Annotated in this window: 10 protein-coding genes; 3 read left to right on the top strand and 7 right to left on the bottom strand. The window is 44.7% G+C overall.

Features of this window, described 5'->3' with window-relative positions:
* From F8C76_RS16415 to F8C76_RS16425, 3 genes are read left to right on the top strand one after another with little or no spacing between them, the layout of a single operon-like run.
* Positions 1-1389: a RagB/SusD family nutrient uptake outer membrane protein gene (locus F8C76_RS16415; protein ID WP_152132689.1), complete on the top strand. Its 1389-nt coding sequence runs from the start codon at positions 1-3 to the stop codon at positions 1387-1389.
* 23 nt (positions 1390-1412) lie between these two features.
* Positions 1413-2375, top strand: a complete 963-nt coding sequence (locus F8C76_RS16420; protein WP_249042440.1) for a glycerophosphodiester phosphodiesterase family protein — start codon at positions 1413-1415, stop codon at positions 2373-2375.
* Positions 2376-2388: 13 nt separating this feature from the next.
* Entirely contained in the window at positions 2389-3345 is a 957-nt protein-coding gene (locus F8C76_RS16425) for a glycerophosphodiester phosphodiesterase family protein (RefSeq protein ID WP_249042441.1), read from the top strand.
* Between the two features lie 153 nt (positions 3346-3498).
* Here the strand turns inward: F8C76_RS16425 and F8C76_RS16430 are convergent, their stop codons facing one another.
* The 7 genes from F8C76_RS16430 to F8C76_RS16460 form a co-directional block, all read right to left on the bottom strand.
* Complete coding sequence (locus F8C76_RS16430) at positions 3499-4827, bottom strand: Gfo/Idh/MocA family protein (protein WP_152132690.1); 1329 nt, start codon at positions 4825-4827, stop codon at positions 3499-3501.
* A 28-nt stretch (positions 4828-4855) separates the two neighbouring features.
* Complete coding sequence (locus F8C76_RS16435; RefSeq protein ID WP_152132691.1) at positions 4856-5812, bottom strand: formylglycine-generating enzyme family protein; 957 nt, start codon at positions 5810-5812, stop codon at positions 4856-4858.
* 11 nt (positions 5813-5823) lie between these two features.
* Positions 5824-6750: a hydroxypyruvate isomerase family protein gene (locus F8C76_RS16440; protein WP_152132692.1), complete on the bottom strand. Its 927-nt coding sequence runs from the start codon at positions 6748-6750 to the stop codon at positions 5824-5826.
* A 323-nt stretch (positions 6751-7073) separates the two neighbouring features.
* Entirely contained in the window at positions 7074-7412 is a 339-nt protein-coding gene (locus F8C76_RS16445; protein WP_116217402.1) for an SdrD B-like domain-containing protein, read from the bottom strand.
* A 26-nt stretch (positions 7413-7438) separates the two neighbouring features.
* Positions 7439-9433, bottom strand: a complete 1995-nt coding sequence (locus tag F8C76_RS16450; RefSeq protein WP_152132693.1) for a SusD/RagB family nutrient-binding outer membrane lipoprotein — start codon at positions 9431-9433, stop codon at positions 7439-7441.
* 15 nt (positions 9434-9448) lie between these two features.
* A complete protein-coding gene (locus F8C76_RS16455; protein ID WP_170284050.1) occupies positions 9449-13030 on the bottom strand; it encodes a SusC/RagA family TonB-linked outer membrane protein in 3582 nt (1193 codons plus the stop codon).
* A gap of 203 nt (positions 13031-13233) precedes the next feature.
* Positions 13234-14382: a FecR family protein gene (locus tag F8C76_RS16460; RefSeq protein WP_152132695.1), complete on the bottom strand. Its 1149-nt coding sequence runs from the start codon at positions 14380-14382 to the stop codon at positions 13234-13236.
* Positions 14383-14507: the final 125 nt, after the last annotated feature.

A 14507-nucleotide genomic window follows, 5' to 3' on the forward strand; every position in this document is an offset into this window, starting at 1 on the left:
ATGAAAAAGTTTTCATACCTATTGATCGCTGTTTTGGCCATGGTCACAACAGCGTGCGAAAAAGAGCTTATACAAAATCCTAGGACCACCAAGGTTGCGGATAATTTTTATACCAATGAGGCCGAGTTGGAAGAAGCTGTAAATGCGGTTTTTGCAACCTTACAGTTCACTGGGGTGTACGATACCGCAATGCCTGCCGTGGGAGAACTGCCCGGTGAGGATGCCTATGATGAGACTCCTGCCAATGATGGTGGGGTGTACGGTATGTTGGATGACTTTAACGTGATACCCCAAAGTAGCCTAATAGCCAATGTTTGGGAAGACAGTTATAAAGGGATTCAAAGGGCCAATATTGTCATCAATCGTATTCAGGATATTGATTTTGAAGATGCAGCCACCAAGAATACAAGGATTGGGGAGATGCTCTTTATCAGGGCCATGCTCTACTTTAATTTGGTGCGTACCTTTGGTGATGTTCCCTTGGTGACCGATGAGGTGACTAATCCCCAAGAGTATTTTGGCCAAGTTCGAACTCCCGTTGGTGAGGTATATTCACAGATTATTGCCGATTTGGACGAAGCCATAGATCTATTGCCTGTTCGGAATGACAGCAACAAAGGAAGAGTGGTGAAAACCGCTGCACAGGCCTTGCTGGGAAAAGTACACCTTACCCTGAAGGACTATACCAGTGCCAAATCAAGTCTTTTGGATGTGGTAAGTTCCAATGTGCATGATTTGGTTGTGGTGGACGAGGTGTTTTCCTTGGAAAATGAGTTGAATGAGGAATTGATTTTTGTGGTACAGTATGCCTCTGGGATCAATTCCAATAGTGAAGGTTCCGATGCCTATAGAATGTTCAATCCTACGGGACGACAAGATGGAGGGTTGGCCGGAACAAAGGGTCATGGAGTGTTGAAACCTGATTTTTATGCCTTGTATGCTGATGACGATGCACGAAAAGGGGTCTATGTGGGTGCCTTGGAGTCTGGACTGGCCTATACCAACAAAATTACTGTTCCCTCTACCGTAGTGGGGGATTCCGGTAGTGATTGGGTGGTACTGCGCTATGCCGATGTACTGCTCATGCTGGCTGAAATTGAAAATGAGATGGACAATCCGGATGAGGCCATATCTTATTTGGACCTGGTTCGGAACAGGGCCAATTTGGGTGACTACACTGGTGCAACCGACCAACAATCGGTCTTTGAAGAAATTGATCTTCAAAGAAGGTTGGAGTTGGTTTGGGAAGGGCATCGTTGGTTTGACCTTTTAAGGCAGGACCGCGCACAATCCATATTGGGTATTACGGATACCAATAAGTTGTTGTTGCCTTTACCGGCCAGTCAGATAGCGGCAGATCCCGCTTTACAACAAAATCCGGGATATTGATTTTAAATCCATCAATAAGAATTATGGACACTCACCAGTATAAAATTATGGGTTTGGTCATATGGTTTTTAGTGGTTAGTTTGCATGGGGTTGTGGGCCAAGAGGCCCACGGCCCTGAAACTAGCAGAGCGGAGCAGATATTGCAGCACCTTAAAAATCCTTCCGAAGACTATATTGTGGTCATTTCCCATAGGGGGGATTGGCGGTATGCTCCGGAAAACTCCTTAATGGCCATTCAACGTTGCATCGATTTGGGTGTAGATGTCATAGAACTGGATTTTCGACTTACCAAAGATGGCCATCTGGTGGCCATGCACGATTACACAGTGGATCGCACTACCAACGGAAAGGGCAAGGTAAGTGAGCTTACCCTAGAAGAAATCAAAAGCTTTCGATTAAAGAATGCGGCAGGGGTAAGGTACTCAGGGCAACAAGTGCCTACTTTGGAAGAAGTAATGCTATTGGTCAAGGGTAAGATCATGGTGAATTTGGACAAGACCGAAAGTAAATGGGTTCGGGAAGCTTATGAGGTGTTGCAACGGACAGGTACGGTGGGTCATGCCATTTTTAAGGGAAATGATGACGTAAAAACCATGAGGGACAAATATGGCAGTTTGATGGATAGCATCATTTACATGCCCAAGTTATGGCCGGAAAATCCAGATGTGAAAAACTTCCATCAAGACTATGAGGATGACCTTGACCCTTTTTACTATGAAACCATTTTTGATACCGAGGATGCCGAACCCCTTTATATTGCAAAGACAATCATGAAGAAAAAAGGTGATGGTTTTTTGGCCATTGCCCTTTGGGATGAACTATGTGCGGGAAGGACCGATGAAAAGGCCTTATTGGAAGGGCCGGATAGTGCATGGGGGTGGTTGTTGGAGCAAGGAGCCAATGCCATTATGACCGACCGGCCTGAGGAGTTGATAGGGTACTTGAGCGGCAAAGGGCTCAGAAATTTTGACAGTTTAAAAGAGTAAATACCATAACCATATGAAAAAGTACATTTTTATTACCACAATGAGTTTGTTGGGCTTGGCTGGATGCCGGGAAAACAAAGTCCAAGAACAAGGCAATGACCCTGTAGAACCACAAGTTGTGCAATCGGATGCAAACCCGGTTTCCATTGATGAGCTTATTGCCAACCTTGAAGATTCCCATAACGATCAAGTAATTGTGGTGGCCCATAGGGGAGATTGGCGAAATGCCCCTGAAAATTCCTTGCAGGCCATACAAAACTGTATTGATATGGGCGTGGATATGGTAGAGATAGATGTTCGGCAAACCAAGGACGGACAGTTGGTGTTGATGCATGATGTCACAGTGGATAGAACCACCACTGGGACTGGTAAAGTATCGGAACTGACTTGGGAATATTTGCAGAGCCTACAATTAAGGGATGGTATAGGGCATAGTACTCCCCATAAAATTCCAACCTTGGAAGAAGCCCTGGAAGTATGTAAGGGAAAAATCTTGGTAAATCTGGATAAGAGCTATGACATTTTTGATAAGTGTTATGAGGTCATGGAGAAAACGGGAACACAAAATCAGGTGGTTATCAAAGGAGGTATTCCCTACAGTCAGGTAAAGGAAGAATTTGGTTCCTATTTGGATAAGGTGTTCTTTATGCCCATTGTTAGATTGAACGACCCCAAGGCCAAACAGCATATTGATGAATATTTGGAACAAGCTATACCAGTGGCCTTTGAATTTACCGTACCCCAAGATACCATTTCCCTTATTGGGGATTTCGATGACATTCGTGAAAAGGGAGCCTCCGTGTGGGTTAACTCTTTGTGGCCACAGCACAATGGGGGGAATGATGATGAGAAAGCGGCTTTGGACCCTTCCGTATATGAGTGGTTCTTGGAAAACAACATCGATATGATCCAAACAGATAGGCCACAGATTCTCATTGACTTTTTAAGAAGTAAAAACCTTCACAGATAATCAAGCGAGCACAGCAAAAGTATTGAACTTACTTAGTTTGTTTGGTAGATGGAAAGGCGCAGTAATCAGCTAAGGCTGCGTCTTTTTTCAATTTAAAAAGCCCGGAAATGTTGGTTTCCGGGCTTTTTGTCTTATGATGAATAGGGGTGTCCTTTAAACAACAATCGTCTTGCCGGGGATGGGAACAGGATACTTTCCTTCCGCATTGGGTTGGGTAGGGGGTTCGGAATTCCAGGTCATTTCTTCGGGTACCAGTCTAATTTCAGAATTAATGGCATCATCCCAGTTGATGACTTTTCCGCTATAGGTGGCCATTCTTCCCAAGATGGCGCTCATGGAGCTTTTGGCCCCATATTCCGCATTATTGATCACACCCTTGTTTCTGATGGAAGCAAAAAGCCTGTTGTGTTCCTCTTGATAAGGATTGTGTCCTTCGGAATTGGATATGGTCTGTATTTCGTTGCCCGAGAGGTCGAATAACTTTGCGGTTCCGGCATCATTGGTGCTTACAGAGCCCTTTGTTCCTTGGAATACCTCTCCAACCCTGTTCATGGTGTTGGGCTGATGGCGGCATTGACTGGCCACAACGGCCCCGCTGGGATAGGTAAACTCCACAAAGTGGTGGTCGAAAATTTCCCCATGGTCCTTGCCGTTTCGAACCAGTCTTCCTCCCATACCCTGTGCGGAAACGGGATACTCACCAATGAACCAGTTGGCCACATCTATATTATGGATATGTTGCTCCAAAATATGGTCGCCACATAGCCAGTTAAAGTAATACCAATTGCGCATTTGGTACTCCAATTCGCTCTGACTGGCCTCTCTTGGACGCACCCATACCCCGGCACTGTTCCAGTAGACTTGCCCAGATACAATTTTACCAATATCACCAGCTTTTATCCTTGCCAGAGTGTTTAGATAGTTTTCTTGGTACCTTCTTTGTAGACCCACCACAACATTGAGTTTTTTTGCCTCGGCCAGTTTTGCTGTCTCCAAAACTTTTCGGATTCCTGGGGCATCCGTGGCCACAGGCTTTTCCATAAAGACGTGTTTTCCACTTTCCACCGCATAGGCAAAATGATAGGGCCTAAAACCTGGAGGGGTGGCCAAAATGACCACATCTGCCATATCTATGGCTTTTTTATAGGCATCGAACCCATAAAATTTATTGCGATCCTTGACATTGACCTTACCGGTACCTTCATATTTTTCGCTTAAGCTGCCAAGGCTACTGTTCAATCGGTCCTCAAAGGCATCGGCCATGGCCACCAATTCTATATGGTCATCCGCCTCAAGCGCTTGGTTGGCAGCGCCTGTTCCGCGCCCGCCACAACCGACCAAAGCGAGTTTTAGTTTCTTTTCGTTGAAAACATTGGCCATGGCCCCAATTTCCATGGTGGGCAATAACAAGCCTGTGGAGAGCAACGCGGTGCCCTTTACAAAATTTCTTCGGGATTCCTTTTTGGTGTTTTGGTTTTTCATCTCTTAGATTTTTTCTTCAAATGGGTCGTTAATTTTTATGTATCCAGTATAGGTGATAGTCTTCTGGGGGAGGAGGGTTCATCGGCCGCACAATCCTGAAGCCCACAAAAGGGGCGTCGGTATGCCACCATTTGCTGCGCGGAAACTGTGGGTCCCTTTGTTTCCAAAGCGGTTTTGATACTTTTCGGGATGCACTTCGCAGCTCTGTAGCATCATCCTTGAATGAGCCTCCCCGTACCACCACCGGGTATTCTTTTTGAATAGGTTGAAAGTACGCGTTCTTGTCTTGGTAGGCATCAGGGAAATATTGGTCCAAAGTCCATTCGGCCACATTACCATAAATGTCGTACAACCCCCAAGGGTTGGGTTTTTTTTCACCAACCGGATGGTAGGTGTCATCACTATTTTGACTATACCAAGCATATTCATCAAGGTTGTCGCCTTCAAAAAAATAAGGGTCCTGGCTTCCGGCCCTGGCGGCATATTCCCATTCCGCCTCGGTGGGAAGTCGGTAAAAATGCCCCGTTTTGGCCGACAGCCATTCACAAAATTTAGAGGCCGCCAATTGGGTTACATTGCCAATGGGAAGCCCAGATTCCGTACCCATGCCCAAGCTCATGTCCACATAAGGAATGGTTGCCCCGGTCACGGCATCTACGTCCAGATTTACATCGGAACCTTTATGTTCTTCCATAATTTGGTCTATGCTGCGTTGAAGAAATAGATTGTACAATTCCCAGGTTATTTCGTATTGGGACATCCAAAAACCTGGGATGTCCATGTTTCGTTGGGGACCTTCGTCTGCATTTCTTCCATGTTCCCCCTCAGGGCTTCCCAACATAAAAGTACCTTCAGGGATGGCTACCATATCGATACTTAAATCAGTTCCGGTAAGCTCTTGTACGTAGGCATCCTTGTCTTGTGCTTGTCCTAGGGTTATCCCAAGGCACAAGAGTGCGGGAATCAAATATTTTTTAATGCTCATTAATTATTCCTTCAAAAAGTATCACTTTTCTTATACGCTTCGATTACGGCCAGTTCCCCTTCTTTTCCTTGAATGGAATTGCCATGCTCCATACCCAAGATTCCTTGGAATCCTTTGGAATGGATATGTTTGAAGACATTCGTATAATTGATTTCGCCAGTGGTGGGTTCGTTTCTCCCAGGATTATCACCTATTTGGAAGTAACCTATTTCATCCCAACAAGCATCTATGTTGGGTATAAGATTGCCTTCCTGTATCTGTTGGTGGTAAATGTCGAATAGAATTTTGCATGAGGGGCTGTTCACCGACTTGCAAACAGAGAATGCCTGCGGACTTTCTGACAGGAACAGACCGGGGTGGTCCCTAAAATTTAGAGGCTCCAAAACCATGGTGATGCCGTGGGGCTCCAAAATGTCCGAGGCCCTTTTCAATGATTCGACCACATTGGTGGTCTGGTAGGCCATATTCAAACGAGGGGCTATATGTCCGGGAACAACCGTCATCCATTTGGCATTGACACGTTTGGCCACTGCAACACTTTCTTGGATTTCTTTTAGGAACTTTTCCCGAAGGGCTGTGTCGCCATTGGTTAAATTGGGCTCTTTCCAGAAAATCTCGTGTGCCACAAATACACCCATGGTCATATTGCGTTTGGCCATGGTGCTGGCCATTTTTTCTTGGGTTTGAATAGACCGCCCCTTCATGCCATTGTCCTCAAAGGCTGTAAACCCTTGATCGGCCATAAAGTTAAGCTGGTCCACTGGGTCATCCCCTGCATGGTTTTTGAACATCCCTAAATGGGGGGCGTATTTTAATTGGAAGGTATTTTTTAATGGGGGAGTACCAAGTTTCTGTCCAGCAGTACCCAGACTTATTCCACCTAATCCCAAGGCAGTGGTGGCCATAAGTTTTTGTTTGACAAATTTTCTTCTGTCCATTATAACGACTTGTAATTGTTTGGTTTAGACTGTAATGGTTTTCAAGTTAAGAAAACACCTGTTAAGGTAGGTGTATTTGTATTGGATGGCTAATACAAAATTTGCCTCTAGCGTTGTTTTTTTTGCCCTATAATGGATTTGACCCGACATTAGGCAAATAGAATATGTGTTTGGGAGGGAGAGCTTTGGCCCATAAAAAAGGAATGCCGACCTAAAATAGGTCGGCAATCCCGCGACTATACTAACTCAAAACAAATCACTACCCATCCATTGTAAACAATGGATTTGCATCTTTATCCAAGATTTTCACTTGGTACGAGTTCTTATTTTTGGTTCAATGTCAAAGCTACCTCTTTAACGATTTCGTCACTAACATAAACCAACTGTGGTGTATTTCCTGTGTCCCAGACGTTTCCCTCAATGGTCACGGTGGCCCCCACATAGTAGTTGCCGGCTTCCAGTCCGGTAAAGGAAAAATTTCCTTCACTGCCGGTAGTGGTACTTTCTACCAAAGAAGCACTTTCGTTATAGAGTTTTACCGTGATTCCTGAAACAACATTCCCATCATTGGCGCTAGCCGTACCTATGATCGAGGCACTGTCATCTTTGCTACAGGAAATAAATATGGTCAAGGAGAATACTAATAACAATATTCTTTTCATTTCTTTTAGGTTAAAGGTTAATAATCTTATTCCAAAACATTTTTCCACTTCGTCTGGCGACCTGTAAACCAAATAGGTAGGTTGTAATCGTCATGTTGACTGATCCGTGCCCAATTCTCTGGGTCGGTTGCCTGAATACTTGGATTGTAAAGGAACCTTTCCTTCCATTGGAACACCTCATACGGAGCCCCTGGATTGTCGCCCAAGTAGCTGATCAAACGACGGGCGTTGGTATAAGGGGTCTCAAAGTTGAACATGTTGTAGTGCAACTGCAACTGGTTGAAGATAGACCTTACTTTTTCCTCATCGGTCAATCCGTCAAATCGCTGCGCCTCATATTCGGCATATGCACTTTCGTTATACTCCATATCGGGACGGTCACGGTCTATCCTGGACTGGTCCATGTTGCTTGGGAACGATGGTGTGGTCTGCTTTGAATAGGCGTTTGCCGTATTCATTTGGTACCAATACTTGCAGGATAGCTCAATGGCCCTTTTGTAATGGTCACGTGCACTTCCACTTACGGCACCAAGTCCCCTTACGGCAGCTTCCGCCAAGGAAAGCTCGGTTTCCACTGCGTGAAGGGTGGGATAGCGTATATCGAAATTGAACTGCGGACGTACGTTGTATTCCGAGATCATGTTTTTATCGGTACCGATTGTCCAACCAATATCAAGATATTGTCCACAAAAGGTTCTAAAAGCATCCAAAAGAAATGCCTCTCTCTTGGTAAGGTCGGCAGTAGCTTCATCATTTAGTTTGATGGTGTGCTCATTTCCAGTGGCGCCAAAGGTAATTTCGGTAACGGCCAAATCTGTCATGATGGGGTGGTTGATATAGTACCCCCTCATGGCTTTGCTGAAATAGCTATTTGGATCACTTCCATTATCAAAGTCTGTTTCGGCACCTATATATCTACCCAAAATGTCCTTGGAGAACAAATAGGCAACCCTTGGGTCTACCGTACCATTGGCAAGTCCTTCCTCTGCATTGTCACTGTCGTAATAGTAAAGGGTCTCCCCGTTTACCACCACGCTTTTCTCTTCAGGGATACAGTGCATCACATCTTGCAAAAACCTTTTTGGGGCACGGGCCTCATCGGCACGTTCCCTGAAAGCTCTTGTAATACCCAGTTCCACCTGAAGTCGATAAGGCTCCACGATGGCTATATCTGCCAATCCAGCCACATCGGTGGATTGATCGAACATGGGTTTTCCACTCAATTCCGCAATTACCGTTGAGGTAATGGTAGGCATGACTTCACTGACATTCATGGCCCAACGCAGTCGCAAGGAGTTGATGTACTTTCTCCATTGGGTGATGTCGCCGCTGAAAATTACATCCTGTTGTTGAAATGAGGTTTGCGTGGCATCGTCCAAGGTTAAATTGGCCAAATACGCTTCAATCTCCTTCAATTCTTCAATGATGATGGGATAAATTTCCTCTTGGCCCAAGTATTCTGCCTTTTCCCCATCCAAGGCCCCGGCGGAACCAGTTTGGAAATAGGGAACCTCGTCATAAAGGTCAATGGCCCTTTGATATCCATAGGCTTTCAATACATGCAACAATCGCATATAAAGTTCGTCTGATTGGGTTCTTTGGTCTTCCGGAATCTTGTTGTATTCCTTCTGGCCCCATAGTACCTGCTTGATCCATGGACTGTTGATGTTGTTGAACACCGTCCTGTTGAACGAATTGGAACCCCAATCGTTTTCAACATCATACAAGGCGTATGCGTATCCGTATGCATTGGTGGTGTAATATAATTGAACACCGGTTCCCATGATACGCGATCCACTCCTTAATTGGTGGTAAGCGGACCCATAATCACCCCGAAGCAAAAAGCCGCGGGTCAATTGTGAGGTAAAATAACCTGCTATGATACTTACACCTGCCTTGTCCGCCTGGGTTTTGGAAAAGCCATCGGGATCTTGGTAGAGTTCCTCCAGTTCACTTTGACATCCGTTTGCCCCAAATACAAGAAGCAAGGATAGTAGGGTTTTAATTACTGAATTTTTCATAGTTATGTTTTTTGATTAAAGCTTAGCCTTTATTGACAATCCTATTGAACGTTGCGATGGCAGTGCCGTGGTTCCATAGGAACCTTGTGCCCATCCTGTACCATTGGTAGATTCAGGAATGGTGTTCGGAGCGGCCTTGTAGATATAGGCAACATTGTTCGCAAAAACGGAAAGTACGATATCCCGTAGTCCTATCTTATCCGAAAGGTCTGGGAGCCTATAATCCAAGGCAATGTTCCGTAAGGCTATATAATCGCTTTTAAACAGTCTATCTTCAGGGAAGAAACCGTTTGAAAAGTAAGAGGATCCATAATATTCTTCGGCAGATACCACTTGCGCGTTGGGTGTGCCGTCTGCACGAACACCGTTCAACAATACCCCATCGTTATAGGTTGCCCCATTGGGGTTGGTACCACCTACTTTCTGACCTTCATCGTTCAAGTAGTAAGGAATACCTCCACTTGCTGCATCACGGTAGGCCAAACTTTCGTTAAGTACCCCGGCAGCCATCATGTAGGTTTCCGCTTCATTGATGAACGTGGCCCCAAAGGAGTAATCCATATTCACGACCAATCCGAAGTTTTTGTAGTTGAACCTTGTAAAAAGTCCTCCGGTTACGTCTGGAAGCAATTTTCCGACTTTTTTGTTGCTTCGGGTAGAATAAGCATAGCGTTGTCCGTTACTGTCCACAACAAGCTCCCCGTTGTTGGGGTCGCTGTCATCCGATGGGTTGATGTAGCGGTAGTTTCCGCTCTGTTGGACAATAAGTCCATACTCGCCACCCACTTCGGCAACGGCATTCAAGCCATTTCTGCTCCAAAGTGATAAAGAGGTAATGTCACCATCAAGTCTTTTTACCTTGGTCTTGCTCGATGCGAAGGTCATATCCACATCCCACTGAAAATCCTTGCCCACAACAGGCTTGGTCCTCAGGGCAAGTTCCCATCCTTTGTTTTGCACATCACCGGCGTTGATACGGATGTTGTCCACACCCAATCCGGGAGGCGCTGCCACCTTCATGATCTGGTCATAGGTATTGGCATGGTAATAGGAGAAATCTATCCCCAATCTTCTGCCTCGGAAAAAGTATCCTTCAAGACCTACTTCGTATTCACGCTTACGTTCCGGTTTTAAGTTGGGAACGAAGTTTTCGTCGATGGGAGGAAGGTCGTTCGGTGGAGTCAAGATAAATCCACCTCCAGAAGCCGATACGCCTAGGTTTACATTACTGAAATACAAAGGACCTGGTCTACCCACATCGGCCCAAGAAGTTCTCAACTTCAAGAACTGAATGGCCTCAGGAAGCTCAAATGAATTGGAAGCGATCCAAGTGGCACTTGCTCCAGGATAGAAATAACTGTTGTTCCCAGGAGGCAAAATGGATGACCAATCTTGACGGGCCTGGGCCTCTACGTAGATTTGATCGTCCCAATCCACTTGGAATGAACCCAAGAGACTATACAGGATATCTTCACCATTGTCATAGACATATTGTGGTTGTACTCCAGAAGGAAGGTTTGAGAAAGAGAAGAAGTTAGGGATTACAAAACCTCCAATTTTCTCGGCTCCTTTGCTCTCAAAATAGTTGCTTCTGATAACACCACCCACAAACCCGTTGAAACCAAAGTCGTTCCAAGTGTAGTCGTAGTTAAAGGTGGCCTGTCCGTAGGTCTTTCTAATGATCCTATTGGTATCCCTGAACACAGATCCACTGTTGGGACCTATCAAATCAGGGTCTTGCAGCTTTCCTTTGTATATATTGCGTTCAGTGGTGTAATCCAATCCACCTAAAATAGAGGCGCTCAAATTATCATTGAACGTTAAATCCAAAGTAAGGGATTGCAGACTGTGTAAACGGTTAAAGTCCGATACATTCTGGGTCCAGTCCCACAAGGTACTTACCACGGATGATCTACCATTCGAAATGAAATTGCTTCGTCTTTCCGGATTGGCGAAATAGTTAAAACCGTTGTCTGTTACCAAATAGCTTCGCAACAAGTCAACATCAATGTCACTGGAATAGGCCCCTAAACTGGATGTGGCCCCCTGGGCATCAAAAGACCCTTCATAGGAAGCGTTGTAATTGCTGGTAGTAAACAGGTTGCTGACATACTTCAACGAAATGTTATCATTGATTTCATAAGAAGTATTAAGACTGAAGGTGTTCTTGGTGTATTTTGCCCCAGGATAAATAGGGTTATACCTCAAGTTGGTATAGGAAAAACGGATAGATCCTTTTTCACCTCCTGAGCTTAACGAAACATTGGCTGTTTGTTGAGAGCCTGTGCGGAATAACTGGTCATAAACAGACTTGTTGTTGGCAACCCAAGGCCTTCTGGATCCATCCCACCAGTTCAATACCACGCTGGGATCGTATTTGGGACCAAAGGCAGAACCTGCCACGTCCAATGTTCTTTCATTGTTTTCATCCAAGAAGTAACCTTGGTCATCGGTTTGGGAAGTACTGGCACTTCTACCTGTCCCGTATTGGTTTTGCAACTCGGGCATGAAAGCACTTTCTTCCATGGTAGTGGTAAAGGAAGCTGATATTCCCAATCCGCGGTTTCTTGAACCACTTTTGGTGGTGATCAAGATTACCCCGTTGGCCCCTTCACTACCATAGAGTACGGATGCTTTTGCACCTTTAAGGATTTCAAAGGATTGGATGTCGTCAGGGTTAATGTCGTTGATACCCGTACCATTGTCCCTACCTGTTCTTGCATTGGCTGTAATGTTGGTGTTCTCATCGTGAATTGGAATACCATCCACTACGATCAAGGGACGGGTGGTTGAGTTCTCGTCGAACGATACCGCATTACGGATGTTGATTTTCATACCTCCTGAAGGGCCGGTGGCGGTTGAGGCCACGGTAACCCCTGAAGCGGTTCCGTATAGGGATTGTAGGGCATTCACAGGAGTACCACTGGCCAGAATCCGTTCTTCACCAACTTTGGCCACGGAGTAACCCAAGGCCTTGGCATCTTTTCGGATACCTAGTGCGGTAACAACAACTTCATCCAGTTCGCCAACATCTTCCTGTAGGGTAGTATTGACAGTGGATTGGCCGCCCACTGGGATTTCCACGGAAACAAACCCTAAATACGAGAATACCAATACTGCCGAATCATTGGATATGGCAATACTATAGTTTCCATCAAAATCGGTGGAGGTTCCATTGCCCGTTCCTTTTTCCACGACATTTACCCCGGGCAAGGGTTGTCCGTCTGCATCTACAACGGTTCCAGATACCGATCTTTGTACCGCTGTTTGGGTTTTGACTTCCACAGCTGGGCGATTTCTATCCCTTTTCAAGACAATTTGCTTGTCCAAAATAGAATAGATGACGTCGCTATTGCGGAAAATCCTATCCAGAATGGTCTCAACCTTTTCATTCCTTACTCTGATTGAAACGATCCGTCCCAATTTCACTTCTTGGGTGTCGGCCAAGAATTTAAACTCAGTGTTACGCTCAATCTCGTCGAGCACTTTTTCTACACTGACTTGCTTTAGATTTAGCGATATTTTCGTTGTTTGGGAGTATGAACTAGCTTGGATCTTGAACAACGAAACTATCAGCAAAACTGTAGTGAGTTTCATTTTGAGGTCAAATTTCGGGATGTACCATGCGGACACACCCGAATTAGTTGTTTTTTTCATACTTTTAAAAACGTTATTGTGGTTTTACTTTAGTTAGATCACTTTTTACTAATCGGAGGATGTTCGCCCATTCTCCGATTTTGTGATTTTTGGAATTGTTAGTTTGTTAGTTTGTTAGTTTTCGCTCATGTATTCTCTTGTTTTTAGTTAATAATTATCTGATTATCAGTTATTGAGTAATCTATTGAGTAGTTTTCTTTAAAGGCTTTCATGACCTGTTCTATGGTCTCTATGTCAAAAGAGGCGTTGTAAAACTTTTCATCCAATGCCTGATTGTTGTTGATGATGGTAACGTTATAGCGTCGTTCCAGTTTTTTACGAATGTTTTTGAAAGGGATGTTCTTGAAAATTATCCTTCCACTGGTCCATGAGGTATAAATGTCGGTTTCGACTTCCTCTATGGTCATTTTTTCGGAGTTCTTGTCCCATGACGCTTTTTGGTTGGGGACAATGACAAAGGAATCATCCAAATTGGACTTGTCCTTGTTTGTCAATTGTACCGAGCCTTCCACCAGAACGGTTGAGATGTCATCGTCCTCAGGATAGGAGGAAACATTGAATTTTGTACCCAGTACCTCAACTTGTACGTTATTGGCGGTCACCAAGAAAGGATGGTTCTCATCTCTGGTAACATCAAAGAAGGCTTCTCCCCAAATCTCCACCTCCCTGTTATGACCTTCAATGAATTGAATGGGATATTTAATGGTGCTCCCGGCGTTGAGCTTTACGGAAGTGCCATCGGAAAGAACCAAGTCGAACCGTTTACCCAACGGAACGGTCAATTCGTTGTAAACCAATTCCTTTTGCTCTTTTTTCTCTTGGGCATAGGTAATGGTGTTTCCGGTTTGGACCCCTACCACGTTTCCTTGGGAATCCGTAATGTTTTTACGGTCATTTTCAGAAATCACATCGGTGCTCCCATTATCCAACTTCAACACGATACTGTTTTCCGGTTGAAGTAGGGGCAGGTCCGCTTTCTTATGGTCATCAATTTCAAAGAACAGATATGTTGAGCCAAGTAAAATGGTGATGCCAGCCGCATACTTTAAAAACTTTTGGGAAGGGAACCGCTTGGGAATCCTATTTTTTGACTTTTCCTTGCCTATATTTTGAAGTATTCCATCCAAAATATCTCTTTTGAGTGCTTCAGAATTTCCCAATGCTGAAGGCCATTCATCATCGTGTTGGTTCTGGAAACTATCCAGATAGTTCAATAGCATTTGCTCTTCTTCAGGAGTGGTGGTACCATCCTGATATCTCTCCAAAAGGGATAAAAAATTCTTTTTGTCCATTGTTGCTATGTGGATCCAATTAGGGTCCTTCAGTTATATAGTGTTGGTAAAAGCAAACATCCCCTAGTCCAAAAAGGGATTTTTTTGTTTTTTCTCGTTTATGGTTGAAAAACAGAGGGTTTGTC

The organism is Flagellimonas olearia, assembly GCF_009184425.1.
Classification (GTDB): Bacteria; Bacteroidota; Bacteroidia; order Flavobacteriales; family Flavobacteriaceae; genus Flagellimonas; species Flagellimonas olearia.